Genomic DNA, 21,392 nt, shown 5'->3' with positions numbered 1-21,392 from the left:
GGCCATCGCACTCAATGGATTTCGGTCGTTCGCCCGGTCGCGGTGCCGGCCTGCGTGGTCGGCGCACAGCGGTTCGCGTGCCCGTCCACGCCGCTTGCCGAAGACGTCGACAAACCGGGCAGCGCATTGCGCACGCAATCCGTGCTGAATGCCAGTGTGTTCTGAACCATCGGGTACAGAAGATACAGCGCAAACGCGAGATATCCCGCGTACAGAATTCGAACCATGGTGCGGTGGGGGCGATGAACGATTGGACTCGCCCTATTTACGGCATTGCGCCGAGCACCTTGAGACGTCGCGCATCCGATTCTGCATCGTAATGCAACGCAGGTTCATGGCACCTGCTTCTCACCGCATCTTCATCGATCGCGACGACGCCGAAATGCGCATCGCCGGGCCGGCAAGTTGGCGATGCGCCGAATAATGCGCGATACTGTCCGACATATGATCCCGTGACCGGCGTTTCAGCCCGGACAAGAGACGAGGCCCATGCAAATCGCACCGAAACCGGCCGACGAGGCGGCCCGACTCGACACGCTTCATTCGCTCTCGATCCTCGACACGCCGCCCGAAGAGCGATTCGACCGCCTGACGCGTCTCGCGCGCCGGCTGTTCGACGTACCGATCGCACTCGTCAGCCTCGTCGACGAGGATCGCCAGTGGTTCAAGAGCCACGCGGGCCTCGACGCCACGCAGACGTCGCGCGACGTATCGTTCTGCGCGCACGCGCTGCTCGCGGGCAATACGATGGTCATCCAGGACGCGCTGAACGACAACCGCTTCCACGACAACCCGCTCGTCACCGGCACGCCGGGCATCCGCTTCTACGCCGGCCGGCCGCTCGCGGCGCCGAACGGTGCCCCCATCGGCACGCTGTGCCTGATCGACACGCGGCCGCGTTCGCTCGAACCCGAAGAGCTCGCGCTGCTCGGCGACCTCGCGCACATGACCGAACGCGAGATCGCCGCACTGCATTTCGCGACCACCGACGAACTCACGCAACTGACGAACCGGCGCGGCTTCGAGATCCTCGCCCGTCACGTACTGAGCCTGTGCGATCGCCTCGACCGTCACGCGGTGCTGCTGTTCTTCGACCTGAACGATTTCAAGGCGATCAACGATCGCTTCGGCCATGCCGAAGGCGATCGTGCGCTCAAGACATTCGCCGAGACGTTGACGGGTGCGCTGCGCGACAGCGACGTGATCGCCCGGCTCGGCGGCGACGAGTTCGTCGTGCTGCTGAGCGCCACCGATCCGGCCGACGTCGTCGAGCCGGTCGAACGCGTGACGCAGGCACTCGCGGTGCGCAACGCGGCCGACGCGCGCGGCTACGCAATCCGGTTCAGCGTCGGCCACGTCGCGTACGATCCCGCCCGCCATCCGGCCGTGGCCGACCTGCTCGCCTCCGCCGATCACCTGATGTACGAGGACAAGCAGCGCGGCAAGACGGCCGGCACGTAGCCGCGCGCGAACCGGCCGCGGGCGCTAGGCGCCGCCTTTTTCAACGGCGGTGGCGCCGCTGCATCAGCTCCCGCACGGCGGCGCGCTGGCCATGGCCTCCGCGATCTGCTCGGGCGTCAGGTCGCGCTGATGCGTCGCGAGCGACCAGCGATGGCCGAACGGATCCTCGACCTGGCCATAGCGATCGCCCCAGAACATGTCGGCGGCCGGCATCGTGACCGTCGCACCAGCCGCGACAGCCTTTGCGATCGCCGCATCGGTGTCCGGTACGTACAGATGCAGGCAGACCGACGTGCCTTTCAGCGCCTTCGGCCCGAGCGCGCCGTGTTCGGGCATTTCATCCACCAGCATCAGCGTCGAATCGCCGATCATGAGGCACGCGTGCGCGAGCCGGCCGTCAGGCATCGCCAGGCGAAACTGTTCGATTGCATTGAATGCGCGCTTGTAGAAGTCGATGGCGGCTGTCGCGCCGGCGCAGATCAGGTGTGGCGTCAGCGTGCGCATCCCTTCCGGGATCGGTTTGACGGACGTGGACATGAGTGTCGCTCCTTCAGTCGGTTGTCGTATCGAAAATCGGGACGGACGCACGATGCGCACGCCTCCGATGCTACGACGGACGACCGCAGCGAAATTCGACACGACGCCCGACTTTTTTTGAGTTGCGGGTCGGACGGACGCCCGAATCGGTTGCTGTCACCCCATGCGATCGACCCGCTCATCCGGCACACCGAACTGGCGGCGGCATGCCTCCAGCAATCCGGCCACCGCGTCGAGCGGAAGATCGACAAACCGGGCGATCGGCAGCATCACGCCGCCCGGCACCTTGGTGCGCGACGAATGCGGCGAGAACTGGTAGCCGATGTAGCGATTTCCGGCCACGCTGATGATCCGGAATTCGGTGACGTCGCGCCATGGCGTGACGGGCTTTTCGCGCGCGGCCCCGATCAGCCTGAAACCTGTCTCGTCGATATGCAGCGCCAGCTTGCGCCGCGACGAGACGAAGAAGGCCCCACTGGCCAGCATCAGCAACGCGGCCAGCGCCGCCACGGGCCAGAGCGTCGGATCGGCCGCATAACCGCACAGGCTCGCCGCGGCCAGCACCGCACACACCATCGCCCTTCTTTTCAGGCTCCGGCCGTCGACCGCCAACGTCACCGGCAACGGGCCGAGGACCGTTCCGCCGGCAGGGTCGAGATGCATGCCGGAATCGTGAGTTGCGTGTTCGTCGTTCATTGCTCGCTTGCTCGCATCGACGGCGACCGGCCCATCGGCACCGGCGTCCTATCAAGGTCCCGATCGCGTTCACGCCGAATCAGTGCCGCGCCGTCGGCTCCGGTCAATTGCATACCTTGACGGTGCCGTTGGTCGTGCACTGACCGACGGCCCAGTGACTCTGCCCTGCCAGACGAGGCGCCATGCCCATGCCGCGAATCGGCTCGGCCGGCGACGATGCCGGCACGGCTGCCGACGCGGTCACGGGCGACGGCTGCGGAAACGGCGTCTCGGGCGCAGTCTGGCAGGCAGCGAGCTGCCAGACAAACTGCGGATGCCGACAGAGCAATGACAGATCTGGACATGAGCTCGTACGCGTATGCGCGATTCGATTTGGACGCCGGCTCGCCGAACCGGTCGGCGCAAGCCGCATGCGGTATCGCGATGATTCGATACTACGCGTCGCGATCGGCGTTGCGCGAGTCGACCGTTCGGCCAGGCGCAGTAGTCGACGCGGACGCGCGCGCGAGTGTCGGCGCGGGCCGTTCCGGTCAGATCTGCGGAAGATCGCGCAGCGTGCGCGACTCGCTCGTTGCATCGATGTCGAGCTCGATGCCTTCCGACGCATCGCGATACAACACGCGCTTCAGCCTGGGCCCGATCGCGGTGGCGTCCGCCGCCGAAAAGATCGCGCGCACATCGCTGCCGGACGCAAGCACGCGCGCCACATCGGCCACCGGCGCCTCGCTCGGCGTTGCCGCCCACGACCGGTCGGCCGGATTCACGGCCGCCCAGCGCACGTGCGTCACGCGCGCGCTGAGCGGGTCGATTCGAACACCATTCACCGCAAACATCGACATCGGAATCTCCTTCGAATTTCTTGCCGCCCGTCGCACACCTGCGGCTAGTCACGAGCGCCCGCGGATCTCGCCTGCACCCCGCGCGGCCGCCATCAAGCGCGCCTCCCCTGCCAACGCGATTTTCGATGATACATTGGGACGCTTTGCAACCGTCAACAGACAATCGTGCACGGGAGAAACACATGACCGACGCCTGGGGAACCTTCCCTGCCAGAATGGGCGACCATCAGGCTTTCATCAGCTTCAACCACAGCTTCGCGGAAATGGCCGAAGGCGATCCGCGCTCGTCGCTGCTCACCGTGCGCGTTCCGTTCGCGCACCCGACGCCCGAAGGCCTGCCGGCCGGCGACGAATTCGCCGATCTCGCGAAGGTCGAGGACCTGCTGGACGCGGCGATCACCGCGCAAGGCGGCGTGCAGGTCGGCCGCATTACCGTCGACGGCAACCGCGATTTCCTGTTCTACGTGCCGTTCGACGAAGCGGCCGCGGCCGAGATCGTCGACGCACTGGACGAACAGACGACCTATGCGCTTCAGTACGCGCACCAGGACGATCCGGACAAGGAAGCGTACTGGCAGACCCTTTACCCGACCGACGACGACTGGCAGATGATGCGCGACATGCGCGTACTGGATGCACTGCGGGAGAAAGGCGACGCCAGCAGCGTGAGCCGGCGCGTGATGCACTGGGCGTACTTCCCCGACCCGAGCGACGCGCACCAGTTCGCGGACTGGGCCGAAGCAAAGGGCTATCCGGTCGAATCGGTCGCGCCGACCGAAGACGGCAAGTCGGCCGTACGGTTTTCGCACGAAGGCACGATGGCGCTGGCCGACATCACGCGCCATACGATCGCGATCAATCGCGAGGTGCGTTCGCTCGGCGGGGAATACGACGGATGGGAGACCAGCGTCGGACAGGCTGGCTAAGTCGATCGGCATGGCCGCTGCGCACGAGCTGACGCGATGCGTCTGGCGCAAAAAACATCCCGGCAGCGTTGTGACGCGCCGCCGGGATCAAGGCATCGCCGGCCGAAACCGGCGATGGGCCTGAGGGTTCGCTCAGGCACGAGGAAAGCGATGCGTGCGGATCAGGCGGACGGTTGCCGAAGCACGCAGTGGGTGCCATCGCGCAGCCTGCCGAACGCCTGTCCGGTTCCGCCGACGCAGCCTTCCGGCGTCGGGCGGGCAAAAAGCCCCGCTCCTGCGCGAGCGAGCGGGGAAATGGTTGACCGGGCCGGGGAAGAACGGTCAACCGGCCAAATTGTGATCGCGGGTCGCACCGCGGTCTGTGCGGAAACTCACCCTTTGGTGACAATGCGTCGACGGTCGACAGCCTCACGGGCCGGGCACAAGATCCACGGTCGATCGAGCACCGCGACGATGACGAACATCGGTATCGTCGCCCCGATCGCCATTGCGCGGTCGGCAATCGGTCATGGCGGTGCAGTGAAGTACGAAATGAAATGTGCCGCGATTTCTCCACCCTGCGTGACGAACCCGTATCGCAACACCGCGATCGACTGCCGGCAAGACGACGCCAATACCGCGCCCGTCTTCAGCGGCGGTTTTCCTTTCATGTCTGGTGTTCTATTTTTCTGGTTCAAGCGGCCTCTCTCGGAATCGACGCAGTTTCCGGTAAATCACGCGCATTGTCAAAGCAGGTTTATTCTATTTTTTAAGCGACGTAATTCCGGCTGCATTTTCATGTGCCTGGTTTTGTGGAGAGGCATTTCGCGAGCGCAATAGCCGGAATCATCCGAAATCGCGTTAATCTGGTTTGGCCATCAAGGCGAGCCGCTGGAAAACCAGTCGACAACCATATCGATCCAGTCCACGTCGCTGACGATTTCAATAACGGTTTCGCCCACGATTTCGGCAGCCGACGCGTCTGTTACCGCCGCCCCGGAAGTCTCCGCCCCGGACGCCACCGCACCCGTCCTCGCGATCTCGGCAGATGTGCCGGACCTCGGATCGGCGAGCCGCTCCAGCCAATCGACGATGTTGGCACGCGCCTCTTCTTCATCGGCGAAGTCATTCCGCGCGAGAAAGCGATCGAACACGATCCACGCGAGTGTCTTGCTTCGCGCGTCGGACTCGAGTTGCCAGTCGACGACGGCTGTCCGGCCGGACGCCCTGATTTCGAGCGTCGCGGTGAAACAGTAATCGAGATACTCGATCTCAAGTTTCGACGACATGGTTCGCTCCCGACACTCCACCCTCTCCGTTCTCGTGATGAACCGCTCGTGCCGCGCTTCGTGTCGCCGCGTGAATCTTGTATGACTGTTGCACGGCGCGTCGTTTCGACTGGCAGTATCACGATATTCTCGCAACCTGTCGATATCGATCGCCGACGCATGACCGCCTCTACTTTGCCACCTGTTTGTTCTGCACTTCCGGCTACGCGGCGAGTCGCTCCGTTTTTCTATTCCGGGTATCGGCCTGCTCCGCGGCCGTGATCGCGCTGTTAAACTCAAACTAAAGAGATTGATTGCGCTAGAAGAGGAAATAATGGCACTCGCCCACGCACAACAGAGCGGCGTAGATGTCTGGATTGTCCAGCTCCCCGGGCACGCCCCGTATGCCTATACGCACCTCAAGCGGGTGTTCTCGTCCGACGACTCGCGACACCGGGTCGTGACGATCGACCTCAAGAAATTGCTGACCTGCGCCGACCGCGACACCACGGACTATGTGCTGCCGTCAGTTCAGTACTGGGCGCCGGGGAAAGCCGCGGGAATTCGCGAATTCCTCGCCCCGGACCAGGACAGGATTCCCGACATGCCGTTCATCACGTTTCGCGAGACCAGGACGCGAACGCTGCTCGGCATTCCCGGCCTGTCGAAAATCGGCGTCGCGTCGTTTCGCAACGGTCAGCATCGCGCGCGCTATCTTGCCTATGCAGGCGCAACGGCGCTGCCCGTCGAGATCCACGAGACCGAAGCCGATTTGCTCGTTCGGTATTGCGGTGAGTAACGGCGAAGCGCATCCGGCTTGCGCCCGGATGCCGGCAAGCCTTCAGGCCGGTATCACGTAGATCCGATCGGTGACCTCCGTCCGGCCGATGCGGCTCGTTTCGATACCGGCCAGTTGCCAGCCGTTGTGCTCGTAGAAGCCGATTGCACGCACGTTGCCGTCCAGCACCTGCAGGTGGACCTTGCCCACGCCGATCGATCGCGCCCAGGCGCGAACGGCTTCGATCATGCGCTTGCCCGTCCCGCTGCCGTGATGCGAAGGATGGACATGCAGACAATCGAGCAGCACACCGAGTGCCGCATCGACAGGACGTTCCGCACTGACGAAGCCGACGGGCTCGCCGTCCGACTCGGCGATCAGCACCAGGCCCCACTCGCCTTCGTTGCGATCGAGATACTTGCGCCACCGAACCGCGTGCTCTGTCGGCACCTCATCGGACAGATAGGCGGCCGGAAGGATATGGCTGTATGCGGTCTGCCAGCTAAGCGTGTGCAGGCGTGCGATGAGGGGCGCGTCGTGCGTCGTCGCGGCGCGCAGCGTGGTCCGGGTGTCCGGCATGGGGTGGCGGCTCCTTGCAGCGTGTTCTCTCGATCGGTATGTCTCGTCGCAAAATATACCGTGCTTTGCAGAATGCATTTCTCGGTGGCGTGTCGCGGAGACTCAGCGCGCATGCAAAAAAAATCCCGGCGCCTTCATGGGTCGTCGGGATCGAACGGCCCTGCAAAGCATGAGGGCACGAGGAAGCCGACACATTACACCAATGTAAGACTGTTGCGCTTTGTCGGTTCGCGCCAAGTCACTGTTCCATTCCGCCAATCCATCCAGCAACAGCGCGCCGTAAACGAAAAAAGCCTGCTCGCGCGAAACGCGAGCAGGCAAGAACACGGATCAGCATTCGAGGCACGAGGGCTGTCCAGGAAAGATAACGGCACGGCGTGCGCGAACCTTAGGCGGGAAAGGAAGTAATGCAGGCGAACGGGTGTAAACGTTGTCAGCGCAACGACCGGTGAACGCGAAGCGATTCGAGCCCGGGCCTTCCAAGGTATTCGCGATTCGCGACGGCAACATCACAAATTCGACAGCGGCAGCGCTATCGGTTGATTGCCGCACACGATGCGTGTGCCCAACTTGACGCCTGCACGCTGCGCATCGTCCGAGGCGTCACGCGCAATGTCGAAATCCATATTGCCTGATCGATTCGACTACGCCTTTACGGACCAGAGCCGCTCTCAATCCAGGTGTTGCCGATTGCAGGCTGCAGCCTGCACTGCCTGATACCGACGCCAGAAAGCAAAAAGCCCGGTTCAATGAACCGGGCTTTTTGCTTGAATTTGTTGGGGTGGCTGATGGGACTCGAACCCACGACGACAGGAATCACAATCCTGGACTCTACCAACTGAGCTACAGCCACCACTGATACTGCTTACTTCGTTTCGCTGTTTTGTTTCAGCAGCGAAGAACAAGATTATACGAAGTCTTTTGAATCTTGCAAAGCCTTTTTTTCAAAAATTTCTTCGGCTTCGTTCAGATGCGCGCGCGCCTCGTCGAACACGGCCAGATCGCCGCGCGCGAGCTTCTTGTTGTCGGACAGCACGCGACGCCAGCCACGCGCGCCCGGCATGCCGCGGTACAGCCCAAGCGCGTGCCGCACGATCGCACCGAGATAGGTGCCGCGCTTCAGTTCGGCCGCGCAATATTCGATCAGCTGCGCTTCGGCTTCTTCGCGCGTCGGCACCGCTGCGGTCGATCCGTAGAAGCGCATATCGACTTCGGCCAGCACAAACGGGTTGTGATACGCCTCACGGCCCAGCATCACGCCGTCGACATGCTCCAGATGCTGCGCAACCTCGTCGAGCGTCGTGATGCCGCCGTTGATGACGATCTCCAGCGACGGGAAATCGCGCTTCAACTGATACGCATAATCGTACTTGAGCGGCGGGATCTCGCGATTCTCCTTCGGCGACAACCCCTTCAGGATCGCGTTGCGCGCATGCACGACGAACGTTTCGCAACCGGCCTCGGCCACCGTGCCGACGAAGTCGCGCACGAACGCGTAGTCCTCGACCGCATCGACACCGATCCGATGCTTGACCGTGACCGGCACCGACACCGCATCGCGCATCGCCTTCACGCCGTCGGCGACAAGCTGCGGCTCGTTCATCAGGCACGCGCCGAACGCGCCGCGCTGCACGCGCTCGGACGGACATCCGCAATTCAGGTTGATTTCATCGTAGCCCCACTGCTCGCCGAGCTTCGCGGCGCGCGCGAGGTCGTCGCGCTCGCTGCCGCCCAGCTGCAGCGCGATCGGCGATTCGCTCGGCGTGAACGCGAGATGCCGCTGGGCATCGCCGAACAGCAGCGCGCCCGTCGTGATCATCTCCGTATACAGCCACGTGTTGCGCGTCAGCGTACGGTGGAACGACCGGCAATGACGGTCGGTCCAGTCGAGCATGGGCGCGACGGAAACGCGGCGAGGAGGAAGCGAGGACGAAACGGACATGGAATTCGGGCAACAGGCCAGGCGGCACGGAAACAACCGGCTATTTTACCGCAACCCGGGCCGCACCTGCCGGGCGCCCGCGCTAGCCGCCCTCGCCCAGCTCCGCATCGACGGCCCGGCGCGCCTCGTCGAACACGCGCTCGAGCACGCGCCGCTCGGTCAGCAGCACCCCGTCGACCTTGACGAGCCGCCAGTCGATCCGCACGGCATCGCCTTGCAGCACGCGGTAGTGCGCATGCTCGCCGTCCCAGACCTGCTCGGTCTTCACCTCGATCTCGAAGCCGCGGTACGGCTCGCTGAAATCGCCGAGGTCGCTGCCTCTCGGTTCCATCGCACGCTCCGTGGCGACGCGGCGCCAGGCCGCTCCCGCAGCCAGCGCCGGGCGCTCAATCGTATTCGTTGGACAAAAAGGATTTGCCGTCGGCCGTCAGGTCGACCCGGTCAGCCGTGGCCTGGTAGATCAGCCCCTCGTTCAGCAACGCATAGACGACGTCGTCGAACGCAGCGGGAACCGGCCGGCTTTCGCCAAACTGGTCGATCCATTTCAGCGCCTCGATGGCTTCAGGAGAAAGGATGGGGGTCATGCGTTGGCCTCCGGCATCGGTTTCGCTCCATCCTAGCACTTCATCCGGACGTCGAATACCGAGGCAAACGCGCTGCGGAAATGCCGACGCGGCGCCAACGGGCACGTTGCCCGCTGGTGCCGCCGGCGCAGGACACGCGCGTTCAGAGACGCGCGATCGATACTTCAGTGGACTTCACGAGCGCGACGACTTCCGCGCCGACCTTCAGTTCGAGTTCGTCGACCGAACGGGTCGTGATCACCGACGTGACGATGCCGAACGGCGTCTCGACGTCGACCTCGGAGACCACGGAGCCGCGAATGATCTCCTTCACCTTGCCCTTGAACTGGTTACGTACGTTGATTGCAGTGATGCTCATCGGGATGATCGCTCCGAAGAAAAAAGTCTCAGAACGGGCGGCCGGAGCCGCCCGGAATTAAACGGCCCAGCGGATCTGCCCGACCGGTCGAACCTTGTCTGCCTCATGCTCCGCGTGCTGATCGGCCGCGCCGGGCCCACCGGCGAGCACGCGTTTCAGCACGCGATCTTCCAGCGCCGCAAACGCGGCCGACGCACGGGCACGCGGCCGGTCGAGCGGCACGGGCTGGTCGAGCGCCACGCGCCCCTGCTCGATCAGCAGGATGCGGTCGCCGAGCGCGACGGCCTCCTGCACATCGTGCGTGACGAGCAACGCGGTGAATCGATGCTCGCGCCATAACCGCTCGATCAGCGCATGCATCTCGATGCGGGTCAGCGCGTCGAGCGCGCCGAGCGGCTCGTCGAGCAACAGCAGTTGCGGCCGGTGCACGAGCGCACGGGCCAGCGCAACGCGCTGCCGCTGACCGCCCGACAGTTGCGCGGGCCAGTCGTTGGCACGTTCCAGCAGGCCGACTTCATCGAGCACCGCACGCGCCCGGTCGCGCGCACCGCGCCCGAGCCCCAGCATCACGTTCTGCAGCACGGTCTTCCATGGCAACAGGCGCGCGTCCTGGTACATGATCCGCGTATCGAGCACACCGCCGCCCTCGCCGCGCGTCACGAGCGCGCCGCTGCTGGGCTGCTCGAGTCCCGCGACGAGGCGCAGCAGCGTCGATTTCCCGCAGCCGCTGCGGCCGACGATCGCGACGAAACTGCCGCGTGCGATGCCGAGCTCGACGTCGTCGAGCACCGTGCGTGCGCCGAAGCGCTTGCTGACGCCCGACAGCGTCACCGCGTCGTCGGGTGCCGGGCTGCCTGCGCGCCGCCGCGCGAGCGGCACGACCGATGCGCCGCCGTCACGATCGAGAATCGCCGCGTCGCGCGCGTCGCTGTCCGCGACACGTGCCTGCACCAGTTCGACCTCGAGGTCTGCGCCGGCGAGCGGGCCGTAGGCGGCCGCCGAAGTCGTCGCATTCATGCCTTTGCTCCTGATTGATAAGCGGGGTGCCAGCGCAGCGTCACGCGCTCGAGCCATTTCGCCAGCACATCGGCCAGCTTGCCGAGCACCGCGTACAGCAGGATGCCGACCACCACCACGTCGGTTTGCAGGAATTCTCGTGCATTCATCGTCATGTAGCCGATGCCCGACTGCGCGGAAATCGTTTCCGCGACGATCAGCATCACCCACATCAGCCCGAGCGCGAAGCGCACGCCGACGAGGATCGACGGCAGCGCACCGGGCAGGATCACGTCGCGGTACAGCGCGAAACCGCGCACGCCATAGCTCTTCGCCATCTCGATCAGGTTCGCGTCGACCGAACGGATCCCGTGATACGTGTTGATGTAGACCGGGAAGAACACGCCGAGCGCGACGAGGAACAGCTTCGCCTTCTCATCGATGCCGAACCACAGGATCACGAGCGGAATCATCGCGAGCGCCGGGATGTTGCGGATCATCTGGATCGTCGAATCGAGCGCCACTTCGACGGCCTTCGACAGCCCGGTCGCGAGCCCCAGCGCGAGGCCGACGCCGCCGCCGATCGCGAAGCCGAACAGCGCACGCCACGTGCTGACCTTCACGTTCGCCCACATTTCGCCCGACGTCACGAGCGACCAGGCCGCGCGGACGACCGCCACCGGCTCGGGCAGCACGCGGGTCGACAACCAGCCGGTGCGCGCACCGATCTCCCACGCCACCAGCAGCGCGAGCGGCACGAGCCACGGCGCGACGCTGCGCCACGCGCGGGCGGCCACGACGGCGCCCGTCGTCGACGTTTTCGTTGTCATCGCAGGCCTCCTCTCGCTCAGCTCTGGCTCGCCTTCGGCAGATAGTTGTTGCCGACGATCTCGCCGAACGGCCCCGACAGCGGGCCGGTCGCCTTCTCCGCGCCCTTGCCCTTGATCAGCGGGAACACGAGCTCGGCGAAGCGATACGACTCCTCGAGGTGCGGATAGCCGGACAGGATGAACGTCTCGATACCGAGATCCGCGTATTCGCGCATGCGTTCCGCGACCTGCTCGGGATTGCCGACGAGCGCCGTGCCCGCGCCGCCGCGCACGAGGCCGACGCCGGCCCACAGGTTCGGATACACCTCGAGCGCGTCGCGGCCGCCGCGCTTGCCGCCGTGCAGCGCGGCCATCCGGCGCTGGCCTTCCGAATCCATGTTCGCGAACGCCTGTTGCGCACGCGCGATCGTGTCGTCGTCGAGGCGGCTGATCAGGCGCTCGGCGTCACGCCATGCTTCGTCCTCGGTCTCGCGCACGATCACGTGCAGGCGGATGCCGAACTTGATCTTGCGGCCGCGTGCTTCGGCGCGGGCCCGGATGTCGGCGATCTTCTTCGCGACGGCCTCGGGCGGCTCGCCCCAGGTCAGGTAGGTATCGATGTGATCGGCGGCAATCGCGTGGGCAGCCGGCGACGAACCGCCGAACCACAGCGGCGGATGCGGGCGCTGCACGGGCGGATAAAGCGCCTTGCCGCCTTTCGACTGCAGGTGCTTGCCGACGTAGTCGAAGCCGCCGTTGTCGTGCGACGCGGTCAGCAGCCCGCGCCAGATGTTAAGGAATTCGTCGGTGATCTCGTAGCGCGTATCGTGATCGGCAAAGAGGCCATCGCCTTCGAGCTCGGCCGCATCGCCGCCCGTGACGACGTTGATCAGCAGGCGGCCGCCCGACAGGCGGTCGAACGTCGCGGCCATCCGTGCCGCCAGGCCCGGCGACGCGATGCCGGGACGCACGGCGACCAGGAATTTCAGGCGCTGCGTGGCCGGGATGAGGCTCGACGCGACGACCCACGCATCCTCGCAGGAGCGGCCGGTCGGCAGCAGCACGCCTTCGTAGCCGAGCGTGTCGGCCGCCACGGCGACCTGCTTGAAGTAATCGTAATCCGCGGCGCGCGCACCTTCGGCCGTGCCGAGATAGCGGCTGTCGCCATGCGTGGGGATAAACCAGAACACATTCATCTGCTGCTCCTGCTTGACTGTCACTGCCGAAATTTGGAAAAGACTTCGCCCTGCTCGCGTCGCGGATGCGCGACGCATGCATGGTGTGCGTTCGATTCGGGATGGCTCGCCGGTCAGGCCGTGCAGCGGACGAGGACGCGATTGCACGGCTGTTTCTGGGAAATCAGTCTAGGGATCGGTGCGGGGCTTTGGAACGATTTTTTTGAGCTTAGGTTTTCCGCTTTCGTGATTAGCACGACGCTGGAGCGAATATCGCCGCAGGCGGGCCCTATAATGGCGCACCTATCCGAATAACTCCGCGCGTACAGCCCCGGCCGTGCGCGCCTGCGGTGCACTCATCGATGCAGAAAGTCATCCTGCCGTTCCTGTCCGGCTTCCTTGCCGCCCTGTTCTTCCGCGAGGCCACGCTCGCCCTTCTCCATACGGCCGACCTGATCGCCGCAACCGGCTTCTCGACACAGCCGTTCGCGCCGCTCGGCATTCCTGAATTTGTCGCGAATGCGCTGATCAGCGCATGCTGTGCGGTTCCGATGGCGTGGCTGCTGCGCGTATCGCCGGAACGCGAGGCATCGTGGATCGGCGCGCTCGTGTTTGGCGGCATCGTACTGACGGCCGCCCGCGTGTTCGCGATCGATCCGCTGCGCGGCATCTGGCCGTCGGGCAACATGATGCCCGTGCTCGCGGCCGGCTTCGCGGCGAACGCGGTCTGGGGCTTCGGCGCGCTCGTGTTCATGCGCGCATTCATGTCGGACGACGCGGGCGACGATTGACGCTCGCCCGGGGCGCGACGCCCGTCGACCGCCGACCGGTCGACATCCGCAAAAAAAGGCCGCCTGCAACTGAACTGCAGGCGGCCTTTTCGCTTTCGTCACGCGTGCCTCCCGGCCCGAGCGACGTCAGTCCTTCAGATTCCGCAGCGGATGCGCGTCGGGCGTCCACGGGCAGTCGAACATCGCGAGCACATCGGCGCGATCGACATCGGCGGCCGACTTGAAGCGCCAGTCCGGCTGGTGATCCTTGTCGACGATCAGCGCGCGCACGCCTTCGATCACGTCGCCGCGCGCGAACGTCGAGCGCGTGAGATCGAGATCGCGTCGCAGGCAATCGGCCATCGTCGCGCCACGCGCGCGTTCGACGACTTCGAGCGACACGGCCATCGATAGCGGGGACAGCTGTTCGCGCATCGCATGGGTCGCCTTTTCGACCCATCCGTCGACGGCCGCGCAATCCTGCTCGGCGTCGAGCGACGCGAGGATCGCATTGATGTCCGGCTGCGCGAAATGCCGGTCGATTCCGGCGCGCGCATCGGCCAGCGTCGACGTGTCGGGCGTCGGCGCGACCTTGTGCGCGGCGGCCGCATCGGCAACGCACGCGACCGCCTGCGCGCCGCTGACGATCGGCGCGCTGCGCAGCGTCTCGAGCAGTGCCGGCAGCGCGGCATCGGGCAGATAGACGTCGGCGAGCTGCGCGTACAGCGCATCGGCCGCGCCGAGCGGCGCACCGGTCACGGCGAGATAGCGGCCGATCGCGCCGGGCGTGCGCGCGAGAAACCAGCTCATCCCGACGTCCGGGAACAGGCCGATACGCGTTTCGGGCATCGCCATCTTCGTCGAGTCGGTCACGACGCGCAGGCCGCCCGTGTGCCGCGCCGCCTGCGAAATGCCCATGCCGCCGCCCATCACGACGCCGTGCATCAGCGCGATGTACGGCTTCGGATACGAGAAGATCGCATGATTCAGCGTGTATTCCTCGATGAAGAACGTGTCGACCGCATCGCGGTCGCCGCGCTGCCACGCGTCGTGGAAGAAACGCACGTCGCCACCCGCGCAGAACGCACGCGGGTGCGGGCTGTGCACGACGACGGCGACGACCTCGGGATCGTCACGCCACGCGTCGAGCGCCTGCTGCATCAGCCGGATCATGCCGACCGACAGCGCATTCAGCGCCTTCGGACGGTTCAGTTCGAGAAAGCCGATGCGGTTCGCGACATACGCATGGACATCGGGCCGGGTGGATTCGGCGGAAGCGGAAACAGCAGCGGAAGTGGAATCGGTCATGAAAGTCATCCGGCAAACGGCAGTCGCACGCTCAGTGCGCCTGCATCTTCGAGAACAGGTTCAGCACCACGACGCCCGAGATGATCAGCCCGAGGCCGATCACCGCCGGCAGGTCCGGCACCTGACGATAGAGCAGCATCGCGACGAGCGTGATCAGCACGATGCCGGCGCCCGACCAGACTGCATAGATGATGCCGACGGGCATCGTGCGCAACGTGAGCGACAGGCAGTAGAACGCGATGCCGTAGCCGGCGACGACGAGCGCCGACGGCCAGAAACGCGTGAAGCCGTCCGCCGCGCGCAGCGCGGACGTGCCGACCACTTCCGCGACGATCGCGATCGCGAGCCATGCGTAACCGGGCAGCTGCATCGCTCAGCTCCTTGCGAGGGCCAGCACGGCGTAGTCGTGGCCGAGCTCCGCGCACAGCGCCTCGACGACGAACTCGTGATCCGCGCGCTGCGGCAGCCCCGACGCGGTGATCGAGCCGATCACGCCGGCACCCGCGACCGTCAGCGGGAACGAGCCGCCATGCGGCGCATATTCGGCGATCGGCAGCCCGTGCTTGTCCGCGAGCGTGGCGCCGGCCTGCTGCATGCGCAGGCCGATCGCGTACGAGCTGCGGCGGAAATGCGCGACGACATTGCGCTTGCGGCGCACCCAGTCGGCATTGTCGGGCGTCGCGCCGGCGAGCGCCGCATAGAACAGTGGCTGGCCGAACGTGACGATGTCGAGCGCGACCGCATGGCCGCGCGACGCCGCGAGCGCATGCATCCGGTTGCCGAGCGCCCACGCGCGGGCCGGGTCGAAATGGGGAAACACGAGCGCCTGTTCCTGCGCGCCGATCGATTGCAGATCGTGAGCGATGTCCATGAATCCGTCGATGCAGTAATGAGCGTTGCACCGGGGCCGGCGCAATCGCGCACGGCCCCGCTGAATAGGAGACGAAACAAACCGCCCGATTCTAGCGCACGTACCCACGGTACCGGCCCCACAAGCAACGACAAGAAATTGTCAGAAAGCGCTTGCACGCATTCGGGATAACCCATATAATTCATTTCTTCGACGGACGCGGGGTGGAGCAGTCTGGCAGCTCGTCGGGCTCATAACCCGAAGGTCGTAGGTTCAAATCCTACCCCCGCAACCAACCCGTCCAGCATTCAGCAAAAAGCCCGGCCCAGCGCCGGGCTTTTTGTTTTTCCGCGTCCGGCACAGCGCCCTCCTCGCGCACGCGCGCCCCCGCTTCGCACGACCTGCCGCCCGCATGCGCAGGCGTTCGAGAATGCCGCGCCCCGGTGATACACTCGCATCACCTCGTCCCTTCCACTCGACATGAAATTCTGCTCCGTCTGCGGCCACGAAGTCATCGCGCGCATTCCTCCCGGCGACAACCGCGAGCGCTTCATCTGCGATCACTGCGGCACGATCCACTACCAGAATCCGCGCAACGTCGTCGGCACGGTCCCGGTCTGGGGCGATCAGATCCTGCTGTGCCGCCGCGCGATCGAACCGCGCTACGGCTTCTGGACGCTGCCGGCGGGCTTCATGGAAATGGGCGAGACGACGGCGGAAGCCGCCGCACGCGAAACGCTCGAGGAAGCCGGCGCGCGCGTCGAGGTGCAGAACCTGTTCACGCTGCTCAATGTGCCGCACGTGCACCAGGTCCATCTGTTCTACCTCGCGCGGCTCACCGATCCCGGCTTCGAAGCGGGCGAGGAAAGCCTCGAAGTGAAGCTGTTCGACGAGGCCGACATCCCGTGGGACGAGATCGCGTTCCCGACCGTCAGCCAGACCCTGCGATTCTTCTTCGCCGATCGCGCCGCCGGCGATTACGGCGTGCATACCGGCGATATCTTCCGCTCGCTGCGCAACGGCTGAGCCGCACCCCATGGTCCCCTGGCTCGGCCCGGACGATCCGTTTCCGCCCATCGAGCGCGCGCTCGGGCCCGCGACCGGCGCGTCCGGGCTGCTCGCCGCGAGCGCCGACCTGCTGCCGTCGCGCCTCATCGACGCGTACCTCCGCGGCATTTTCCCGTGGTACTCGGACGGCCAGCCTGTGCTGTGGTGGAGCCCCGACCCGCGCATGATCCTCGTGCCGGCCGAATTCAAGGTGTCGCCTTCGCTGCGCAAGACGCTGAAGCGCGTGCTGCGCGAGCCCGAATGGGAAGTACGCGTCGACCACGACTTTCCGGGCGTGATGCGCGCGTGCGCGCAGGCGCCGCGCCGCGGGCAGCGCGGCACGTGGATCACCGCCGAGATCATCGACGCCTATACGTCGCTCTACCGCTCCGGCAACGCGCACAGCATCGAGACGTGGCACGACGGGCGCCGTGTCGGCGGCCTGTACGGCGTGTCGTTCGGGCGGATGTTTTTCGGCGAGTCGATGTATGCGGACGTGACCGACGCGTCGAAGATCGCGCTGGCCACGCTCATCGCGCACCTTCGCGAGCAGGGGCTGGAGATGATAGACTGCCAGCAGAATACGTCGCATCTAGCGTCGCTCGGCGGCCGCGAGATCGCACGCAAGGCGTTTGTCGCTCACGTGCGCAGCGCGGTAGCCGAACCGCCGATTCCGTGGCAGTTCGACAAGCGCGTGCTCGCCGCGCTGACGGGCCCCGCCGAATCGGCGGCGCCCACCGGGAGCGAGCGCTAGCGCGGCACTCCTTCCCTGCATCGAGAGCTGCCCATGACTCACCCGACTGAGCTGCCGCTTTCACCGCTTTCGGCGCTGCAATTCTATGCAACGGCGCCCTATCCGTGCAGCTATCTGGACGGCCGCATCGCGCGCTCGCAAGTGGCGACGCCGAGCCACCTGATCAACTCCGACATCTACACCGAACTCGTGAAGGCCGGCTTCCGCCGCTCGGGCGTGTTCACGTACCGCCCATACTGCGACGGCTGCCGCGCATGCGTACCGGTGCGCGTACCGGTGGGCGAATTCGTGCCGTCGCGCACGCAGCGCCGGATGTGGAAGCGGCACCGCGCGTTGATCGCGACGGTTTCTCCGCTGCACTACGACGAGGAGCACTACGCGCTCTACATGCGCTACCAGTCGGCGCGCCACGCGGGCGGCGGCATGGATCGCGACAGCCGCGACCAGTACGAGCAGTTCCTGCTGCAGAGCCGGATCAACTCGCGCCTCGTCGAATTCCGCGACCTCGACGCGCCGGGCGGCGAGCCCGGCAAGCTGCGCATGGTCAGCATGATCGACATCCTCGGCGACGGGCTGTCGTCGGTCTATACGTTCTTCGAGCCCGACGACCGGCACACGAGCTACGGCACCTACAACATCCTGTGGCAGATCGAGCAGGCGAAGAGCCTTGGCCTGCCGTACGTATACCTCGGCTACTGGATCCGCGAGAGCCCGAAGATGGCGTACAAGGCGAACTTCCACCCGCTCGAGGGGCTGATCGACGGCCGCTGGAAGACGCTCGACCCGGAGCGGATCGACCTGCCGCCCGTCGACGCGGCGCTGGCCCGCGCGCCGTTGCCGGGCGGGCATTCCGGCTCAGGTTGACGCACGCCGCAGGGGGCTACGAAGCGAAGCGCGCCCCTGCCGCGCAACTCCCGGTAAAATAGCGGGTTGTCATTCATTCCGGCCGTCCGCCCAATTCCCGTGTTCAGTTCCCTCTATCCGCTGGCCCGCGCATCCCTGTTCAAAATGGATGCGGAAGACGCTCACCACCTCACGCTGCGCGCGCTCGGCGCGGCCGGACGCACGGGCCTCGCCTGCGCGCTGTCGGCCCGCGTGCCCGACGCACCGCGCACCGTGATGGGGCTCACGTTCCGCAACCCGGTCGGCCTCGCGGCCGGCCTCGACAAGGACGGCGCGGCCATCGACGGCCTCGCGGCGCTCGGCTTCGGCTTCATCGAGGTCGGCACGGTCACGCCGCGCGCGCAGCCCGGCAACCCGCGCCCGCGGATGTTCCGCCTGCCGCAGGCCGAAGCGCTGATCAACCGGATGGGCTTCAACAACCACGGTGTCGACCAGTTCGTGAAGAACGTCCAGGCCGCCCGCTATCGCGGCATCCTCGGCCTGAACATCGGCAAGAACGCCGACACGCCGATCGAGCGCGCCGCCGAGGACTACCTGTACTGCCTCGAGCGCGTGTACCCGTTCGCGAGCTACGTGACGATCAACATCTCGTCGCCGAACACGAAGAACCTGCGCCAGCTGCAAGGCGCCGGCGAACTCGACGCCCTGCTGGCCGCGTTGAAGGACAAGCAGCAACGCCTCGCCGACCTGCACGGCAAGCTCGTGCCGCTCGCGCTGAAGATCGCGCCCGATCTCGACGACGAACAGGTCAAGGAAATCGGCGACACGCTGCTGCGCCACAAGATCGAAGCGGTCATCGCCACCAACACGACGCTGTCGCGCGCAGCCGTCCAGGGCCTGCCGCACGCGGACGAAGCCGGCGGCCTGTCGGGCCGCCCGGTGTTCGACGCGTCGAACGAAGTGATCCGCAAGCTGCACGCCGAAGTCGGCAACGACGTGCCGATCATCGGCGTCGGCGGCATTTTCTCGGGCGAGGACGCCCGCGCGAAACTCGCGGCCGGCGCGGCGCTCGTCCAGCTCTACACCGGCTTCATCTACCGCGGCCCGGCGCTCGTGTCGGAATGCGTGAAGGCGATCGCCCGCGAGCGCGCCGCGTAATATAGACATAAACAAACTGTATTTAATGATCGATAGTATTTTTGCTATCATCGACCGCACTATCAGAATCATTGACCCGGACAGGGCAAGGACACACACGATGAAATTTTCGCTGCTGAAGAAGCTGCTGGTTGCCGGCCTGATCGGCACGTCGTTCACCGCCGCCACCGCGCATGCGGCCGACCTCCTCGACCAGGTCAAGCAGCGCGGCACGCTGCGCGTCGGCCTCGAAGGCACGTTCCCGCCGTTCAACTCGAAGAATCCGCAAGGCGAACTCGTCGGCTTCGACGTCGACATCGCGAAGGCCGTCGCGGCGAAGCTCGGCGTGAAGGCCGAATTCGTGACGACCGAATGGAGCGGCATCATCGCCGGCCTGCAGGCCGGCAAGTTCGACGTGATCGCCAACCAGGTCGGCATCACCGACAAGCGCAAGGAAACGCTCGACTTCTCGCCGGCGTACACGTTCTCGTCCGCGCAGCTGATCCAGCGCAAGGACGACACGCGCGAGTTCAAGTCGCTGGATGACCTGAAAGGCAAGAAGCTCGGCGTCGCGCTCGGCACGAACTACATGGACATGGCGAAATCGGTGCCCGGCATCGACGTGAAGACGTACCCGGGCGCCCCCGAGTACCTGCGCGATCTCGCGGCCGGCCGTCTCGACGCAGCACTGAACGACCGCCTGATGCTCGCGTACCTGACGAAGAACTCGCAGCTGCCGCTGCGCCCGGGCGCGAACGTCGGCTCGGCGAACCCGTCGGGCATCCCGTTCAAGAAGGGCAACCCGAAATTCCAGAAGGCGATCGACGACGCCATGGTGCAACTCGAGGCCGACGGCACGTTCACGAAGATCTCGGACAAGTGGTTCGGCATCGACGTGACCAAACCGATCAAGTAAGCACGCCTGCATTTCCCGCCTGACGGCGGGCCGGAAAGGGCGGCATCCGTCACGATGCCGCCCTTTGTTTTATTCGCCCGGTTTATGATTGCGCTTTCGCGCACGCATTCGATTCGTACTCCATGTCGACAACGTCCCTGCTCGTCCAATCGCTGCCGGTGCTCGCCCAGGGTGCCGTACTGACCGTCAAGTTCGCCGTGCTGTCGATGGTGTTCGGCCTGCTTGGCGCCGTCGTGCTCGCGATGATGGGCATCCGGCAAAGCGAAGCACTCGACGGCTTCGAGCGCATCTGGGTCAATGCGCTCGCGTGGCTCGCGCGCGCGTACGTGAGCCTGATGCGCGGCACGCCGCTGCTCGTTCAGATCTTCGTCATCTACTACGGGCTGCCGAGCCTCGGCATCTCGCTCGACCCGACGCCGGCCGGCGTCATCGCGCTGTCCGCGAACGTCGCGGCTTACATGTCCGAAAGCATGCGTGGCGCCATCAACGGGATCGCGCGCGGCCAATGGCTCGCCGCGTACAGCCTCGGGCTGTCGTGGGGGCAGACGCTGCGCTACGTGATCGGCCCGCAGGCGCTGCGCATCGCCGTGCCGAGCCTGTCGAACAGCCTGATCAGCCTGATCAAGGACACGTCGCTCGTATCCGTGATCACCGTGACCGAACTGCTGCGCAGCGCGCAGGAAGTGATCGCGGCGACCTATCAGCCGCTGCCGCTCTACCTCGCCGCCGCGGCCGTGTACTGGATCCTGTGCCAGATCCTCGAATGGGTGCAGCGCTGGTACGAAAAGCGCCTGTCGCTGCCGTCGCGGCACTGACCGCGCGCCATTTCGCCGGGCGGCG

Annotated in this window: 27 protein-coding genes, 2 tRNA genes and 1 pseudogene; 12 read left to right on the top strand and 18 right to left on the bottom strand. The window is 65.6% G+C overall.

What is annotated here, in order from left to right; translation table 11 throughout:
* Window positions 1–11: 11 nt before the first annotated feature.
* Window positions 12–227, bottom strand: a complete 216-nt coding sequence (locus AC5LXX_RS07935; RefSeq protein WP_124454960.1) for a hypothetical protein — start codon at window positions 225–227, stop codon at window positions 12–14.
* Window positions 228–489: 262 nt separating this feature from the next.
* Between AC5LXX_RS07935 and AC5LXX_RS07930 the strand changes: the two genes are divergently transcribed.
* Entirely contained in the window at window positions 490–1,461 is a 972-nt protein-coding gene (locus AC5LXX_RS07930; protein WP_493411051.1) for a GGDEF domain-containing protein, read from the top strand.
* 63 nt (window positions 1,462–1,524) lie between these two features.
* On the opposite strand, the gene AC5LXX_RS07925 is transcribed toward AC5LXX_RS07930, so the two are convergent.
* The 4 genes and pseudogenes from AC5LXX_RS07925 to AC5LXX_RS07910 form a co-directional block, all read right to left on the bottom strand.
* Entirely contained in the window at window positions 1,525–1,998 is a 474-nt protein-coding gene (locus tag AC5LXX_RS07925; protein WP_282507422.1) for a VOC family protein, read from the bottom strand.
* Between the two features lie 156 nt (window positions 1,999–2,154).
* Complete coding sequence (locus tag AC5LXX_RS07920) at window positions 2,155–2,694, bottom strand: aspartyl-tRNA synthetase (RefSeq protein ID WP_493411050.1); 540 nt, start codon at window positions 2,692–2,694, stop codon at window positions 2,155–2,157.
* Between the two features lie 103 nt (window positions 2,695–2,797).
* Window positions 2,798–3,038, bottom strand: a pseudogene (locus tag AC5LXX_RS07915) (hypothetical protein).
* 186 nt (window positions 3,039–3,224) lie between these two features.
* Window positions 3,225–3,533, bottom strand: a complete 309-nt coding sequence (locus AC5LXX_RS07910) for a phosphatidylserine/phosphatidylglycerophosphate/cardiolipin synthase (RefSeq protein ID WP_493411049.1) — start codon at window positions 3,531–3,533, stop codon at window positions 3,225–3,227.
* A 182-nt stretch (window positions 3,534–3,715) separates the two neighbouring features.
* On the opposite strand from AC5LXX_RS07910, the gene AC5LXX_RS07905 reads away from it, so the two are divergent.
* Window positions 3,716–4,459 carry a DUF695 domain-containing protein gene (locus tag AC5LXX_RS07905; protein WP_493411048.1) on the top strand — a complete coding sequence of 248 codons (744 nt, stop codon included), beginning with the start codon at window positions 3,716–3,718 and terminating at the stop codon, window positions 4,457–4,459.
* A gap of 453 nt (window positions 4,460–4,912) precedes the next feature.
* Window positions 4,913–5,278 (top strand): hypothetical protein, encoded by a 366-nt coding sequence (locus AC5LXX_RS07900; RefSeq protein WP_493411047.1) that lies wholly within the window; start codon window positions 4,913–4,915, stop codon window positions 5,276–5,278.
* A gap of 38 nt (window positions 5,279–5,316) precedes the next feature.
* Here AC5LXX_RS07900 and AC5LXX_RS07895 read toward each other — a convergent pair whose 3' ends face one another.
* Complete coding sequence (locus AC5LXX_RS07895) at window positions 5,317–5,727, bottom strand: hypothetical protein (protein WP_493411046.1); 411 nt, start codon at window positions 5,725–5,727, stop codon at window positions 5,317–5,319.
* Between the two features lie 313 nt (window positions 5,728–6,040).
* Here AC5LXX_RS07895 and AC5LXX_RS07890 point away from each other — a divergent pair, with 313 nt between their 5' ends.
* Window positions 6,041–6,505 (top strand): plasmid fertility inhibition factor family protein, encoded by a 465-nt coding sequence (locus AC5LXX_RS07890; RefSeq protein WP_493411045.1) that lies wholly within the window; start codon window positions 6,041–6,043, stop codon window positions 6,503–6,505.
* Window positions 6,506–6,547: 42 nt separating this feature from the next.
* On the opposite strand, the gene AC5LXX_RS07885 is transcribed toward AC5LXX_RS07890, so the two are convergent.
* The 9 genes from AC5LXX_RS07885 to ssuD form a co-directional block, all read right to left on the bottom strand.
* On the bottom strand, window positions 6,548–7,063 hold the full coding sequence (locus AC5LXX_RS07885; RefSeq protein ID WP_493411044.1) for a GNAT family N-acetyltransferase: 516 nt from the start codon (window positions 7,061–7,063) through the stop codon (window positions 6,548–6,550).
* Window positions 7,064–7,840: 777 nt separating this feature from the next.
* Window positions 7,841–7,916, bottom strand: a tRNA-His gene (locus AC5LXX_RS07880).
* 54 nt (window positions 7,917–7,970) lie between these two features.
* Window positions 7,971–8,957 (bottom strand): tRNA dihydrouridine(20/20a) synthase DusA, encoded by a 987-nt coding sequence (gene dusA, locus AC5LXX_RS07875; protein ID WP_493411043.1) that lies wholly within the window; start codon window positions 8,955–8,957, stop codon window positions 7,971–7,973.
* A gap of 130 nt (window positions 8,958–9,087) precedes the next feature.
* Complete coding sequence (locus AC5LXX_RS07870; protein ID WP_493411042.1) at window positions 9,088–9,336, bottom strand: hypothetical protein; 249 nt, start codon at window positions 9,334–9,336, stop codon at window positions 9,088–9,090.
* Between the two features lie 55 nt (window positions 9,337–9,391).
* Window positions 9,392–9,589 (bottom strand): hypothetical protein, encoded by a 198-nt coding sequence (locus tag AC5LXX_RS07865; RefSeq protein ID WP_059234572.1) that lies wholly within the window; start codon window positions 9,587–9,589, stop codon window positions 9,392–9,394.
* Window positions 9,590–9,731: 142 nt separating this feature from the next.
* A complete protein-coding gene (locus AC5LXX_RS07860; protein ID WP_006476104.1) occupies window positions 9,732–9,947 on the bottom strand; it encodes a TOBE domain-containing protein in 216 nt (71 codons plus the stop codon).
* 57 nt (window positions 9,948–10,004) lie between these two features.
* Window positions 10,005–10,964 carry an ATP-binding cassette domain-containing protein gene (locus AC5LXX_RS07855; RefSeq protein WP_493411041.1) on the bottom strand — a complete coding sequence of 320 codons (960 nt, stop codon included), beginning with the start codon at window positions 10,962–10,964 and terminating at the stop codon, window positions 10,005–10,007.
* Window positions 10,961–11,773, bottom strand: a complete 813-nt coding sequence (ssuC, locus tag AC5LXX_RS07850) for an aliphatic sulfonate ABC transporter permease SsuC (protein ID WP_493411040.1) — start codon at window positions 11,771–11,773, stop codon at window positions 10,961–10,963. Before ssuC ends, AC5LXX_RS07855 begins: the two co-directional genes overlap by 4 nt.
* Window positions 11,774–11,790: 17 nt before the next feature.
* Window positions 11,791–12,948, bottom strand: a complete 1,158-nt coding sequence (gene ssuD / locus AC5LXX_RS07845; protein WP_124454931.1) for an FMNH2-dependent alkanesulfonate monooxygenase — start codon at window positions 12,946–12,948, stop codon at window positions 11,791–11,793.
* Between the two features lie 341 nt (window positions 12,949–13,289).
* Between ssuD and AC5LXX_RS07840 the strand changes: the two genes are divergently transcribed.
* Window positions 13,290–13,718, top strand: coding sequence for a hypothetical protein (locus AC5LXX_RS07840; RefSeq protein ID WP_124454929.1), 429 nt, complete (start codon window positions 13,290–13,292; stop codon window positions 13,716–13,718).
* 126 nt (window positions 13,719–13,844) lie between these two features.
* On the opposite strand, the gene AC5LXX_RS07835 is transcribed toward AC5LXX_RS07840, so the two are convergent.
* Genes AC5LXX_RS07835 through AC5LXX_RS07825 form a run of 3 tightly spaced genes read right to left on the bottom strand, consistent with a single transcriptional unit; the run spans window position 13,845 to window position 15,876 of the window.
* Window positions 13,845–15,005, bottom strand: a complete 1,161-nt coding sequence (locus tag AC5LXX_RS07835) for an enoyl-CoA hydratase/isomerase family protein (protein ID WP_493411039.1) — start codon at window positions 15,003–15,005, stop codon at window positions 13,845–13,847.
* A gap of 31 nt (window positions 15,006–15,036) precedes the next feature.
* Entirely contained in the window at window positions 15,037–15,369 is a 333-nt protein-coding gene (locus AC5LXX_RS07830) for a DMT family transporter (protein ID WP_376698763.1), read from the bottom strand.
* Window positions 15,370–15,378: 9 nt separating this feature from the next.
* The gene (locus tag AC5LXX_RS07825) at window positions 15,379–15,876 is read right to left on the bottom strand and encodes a heme-degrading domain-containing protein (RefSeq protein ID WP_124454925.1); all 498 of its coding nucleotides are present in this window, start codon (window positions 15,874–15,876) and stop codon (window positions 15,379–15,381) included.
* A gap of 197 nt (window positions 15,877–16,073) precedes the next feature.
* Here AC5LXX_RS07825 and AC5LXX_RS07820 point away from each other — a divergent pair.
* The 7 genes from AC5LXX_RS07820 to AC5LXX_RS07790 all read left to right on the top strand — a co-directional run bounded on the left by AC5LXX_RS07820 (window position 16,074) and on the right by AC5LXX_RS07790 (window position 21,367).
* Window positions 16,074–16,150, top strand: a tRNA-Met gene (locus AC5LXX_RS07820).
* Between the two features lie 185 nt (window positions 16,151–16,335).
* On the top strand, window positions 16,336–16,881 hold the full coding sequence (locus AC5LXX_RS07815) for an NUDIX hydrolase (protein WP_124454923.1): 546 nt from the start codon (window positions 16,336–16,338) through the stop codon (window positions 16,879–16,881).
* 10 nt (window positions 16,882–16,891) lie between these two features.
* On the top strand, window positions 16,892–17,656 hold the full coding sequence (aat, locus tag AC5LXX_RS07810) for a leucyl/phenylalanyl-tRNA--protein transferase (RefSeq protein ID WP_493411038.1): 765 nt from the start codon (window positions 16,892–16,894) through the stop codon (window positions 17,654–17,656).
* A gap of 33 nt (window positions 17,657–17,689) precedes the next feature.
* Window positions 17,690–18,520 carry an arginyltransferase gene (locus AC5LXX_RS07805; RefSeq protein WP_493411037.1) on the top strand — a complete coding sequence of 277 codons (831 nt, stop codon included), beginning with the start codon at window positions 17,690–17,692 and terminating at the stop codon, window positions 18,518–18,520.
* 99 nt (window positions 18,521–18,619) lie between these two features.
* Window positions 18,620–19,657, top strand: coding sequence for a quinone-dependent dihydroorotate dehydrogenase (locus AC5LXX_RS07800; protein WP_493411036.1), 1,038 nt, complete (start codon window positions 18,620–18,622; stop codon window positions 19,655–19,657).
* 100 nt (window positions 19,658–19,757) lie between these two features.
* A complete protein-coding gene (locus AC5LXX_RS07795) occupies window positions 19,758–20,552 on the top strand; it encodes a cystine ABC transporter substrate-binding protein (protein WP_124454917.1) in 795 nt (264 codons plus the stop codon).
* Between the two features lie 122 nt (window positions 20,553–20,674).
* Window positions 20,675–21,367, top strand: a complete 693-nt coding sequence (locus tag AC5LXX_RS07790; RefSeq protein ID WP_006484207.1) for an amino acid ABC transporter permease — start codon at window positions 20,675–20,677, stop codon at window positions 21,365–21,367.
* Window positions 21,368–21,392: the final 25 nt, after the last annotated feature.

The organism is Burkholderia torrens, from assembly GCF_984668525.1.
Note: the sequence above shows the minus strand (reverse complement) of the source record. Positions and strands in the feature narration are given on the sequence as shown.

What these genes read in the sequence shown, in the direction of transcription:
- AC5LXX_RS07890 (WP_493411045.1), top strand. Translation starts at nt 6,041, where the DNA reads ATGGCACTCGCCCACGCACAACAGAGCGGCGTAGATGTCTGGATTGTC.
- AC5LXX_RS07870 (WP_493411042.1), bottom strand. Translation starts at nt 9,336, where the DNA reads ATGGAACCGAGAGGCAGCGACCTCGGCGATTTCAGCGAGCCGTACCGC.
- AC5LXX_RS07900 (WP_493411047.1), top strand. Translation starts at nt 4,913, where the DNA reads ATGACGAACATCGGTATCGTCGCCCCGATCGCCATTGCGCGGTCGGCA.
- AC5LXX_RS07825 (WP_124454925.1), bottom strand. Translation starts at nt 15,876, where the DNA reads ATGGACATCGCTCACGATCTGCAATCGATCGGCGCGCAGGAACAGGCG.
- AC5LXX_RS07840 (WP_124454929.1), top strand. Translation starts at nt 13,290, where the DNA reads ATGCAGAAAGTCATCCTGCCGTTCCTGTCCGGCTTCCTTGCCGCCCTG.
- AC5LXX_RS07815 (WP_124454923.1), top strand. Translation starts at nt 16,336, where the DNA reads ATGAAATTCTGCTCCGTCTGCGGCCACGAAGTCATCGCGCGCATTCCT.
- AC5LXX_RS07910 (WP_493411049.1), bottom strand. Translation starts at nt 3,533, where the DNA reads ATGTCGATGTTTGCGGTGAATGGTGTTCGAATCGACCCGCTCAGCGCG.
- ssuC (WP_493411040.1), bottom strand. Translation starts at nt 11,773, where the DNA reads ATGACAACGAAAACGTCGACGACGGGCGCCGTCGTGGCCGCCCGCGCG.
- AC5LXX_RS07795 (WP_124454917.1), top strand. Translation starts at nt 19,758, where the DNA reads ATGAAATTTTCGCTGCTGAAGAAGCTGCTGGTTGCCGGCCTGATCGGC.
- AC5LXX_RS07865 (WP_059234572.1), bottom strand. Translation starts at nt 9,589, where the DNA reads ATGACCCCCATCCTTTCTCCTGAAGCCATCGAGGCGCTGAAATGGATC.
- AC5LXX_RS07835 (WP_493411039.1), bottom strand. Translation starts at nt 15,005, where the DNA reads ATGACCGATTCCACTTCCGCTGCTGTTTCCGCTTCCGCCGAATCCACC.
- AC5LXX_RS07895 (WP_493411046.1), bottom strand. Translation starts at nt 5,727, where the DNA reads ATGTCGTCGAAACTTGAGATCGAGTATCTCGATTACTGTTTCACCGCG.
- ssuD (WP_124454931.1), bottom strand. Translation starts at nt 12,948, where the DNA reads ATGAATGTGTTCTGGTTTATCCCCACGCATGGCGACAGCCGCTATCTC.
- AC5LXX_RS07860 (WP_006476104.1), bottom strand. Translation starts at nt 9,947, where the DNA reads ATGAGCATCACTGCAATCAACGTACGTAACCAGTTCAAGGGCAAGGTG.
- AC5LXX_RS07885 (WP_493411044.1), bottom strand. Translation starts at nt 7,063, where the DNA reads ATGCCGGACACCCGGACCACGCTGCGCGCCGCGACGACGCACGACGCG.
- AC5LXX_RS07790 (WP_006484207.1), top strand. Translation starts at nt 20,675, where the DNA reads ATGTCGACAACGTCCCTGCTCGTCCAATCGCTGCCGGTGCTCGCCCAG.
- AC5LXX_RS07805 (WP_493411037.1), top strand. Translation starts at nt 17,690, where the DNA reads ATGACTCACCCGACTGAGCTGCCGCTTTCACCGCTTTCGGCGCTGCAA.
- AC5LXX_RS07855 (WP_493411041.1), bottom strand. Translation starts at nt 10,964, where the DNA reads ATGAATGCGACGACTTCGGCGGCCGCCTACGGCCCGCTCGCCGGCGCA.
- dusA (WP_493411043.1), bottom strand. Translation starts at nt 8,957, where the DNA reads ATGCTCGACTGGACCGACCGTCATTGCCGGTCGTTCCACCGTACGCTG.
- aat (WP_493411038.1), top strand. Translation starts at nt 16,892, where the DNA reads ATGGTCCCCTGGCTCGGCCCGGACGATCCGTTTCCGCCCATCGAGCGC.
- AC5LXX_RS07935 (WP_124454960.1), bottom strand. Translation starts at nt 227, where the DNA reads ATGGTTCGAATTCTGTACGCGGGATATCTCGCGTTTGCGCTGTATCTT.
- AC5LXX_RS07920 (WP_493411050.1), bottom strand. Translation starts at nt 2,694, where the DNA reads ATGAACGACGAACACGCAACTCACGATTCCGGCATGCATCTCGACCCT.
- AC5LXX_RS07905 (WP_493411048.1), top strand. Translation starts at nt 3,716, where the DNA reads ATGACCGACGCCTGGGGAACCTTCCCTGCCAGAATGGGCGACCATCAG.
- AC5LXX_RS07925 (WP_282507422.1), bottom strand. Translation starts at nt 1,998, where the DNA reads ATGTCCACGTCCGTCAAACCGATCCCGGAAGGGATGCGCACGCTGACG.
- AC5LXX_RS07930 (WP_493411051.1), top strand. Translation starts at nt 490, where the DNA reads ATGCAAATCGCACCGAAACCGGCCGACGAGGCGGCCCGACTCGACACG.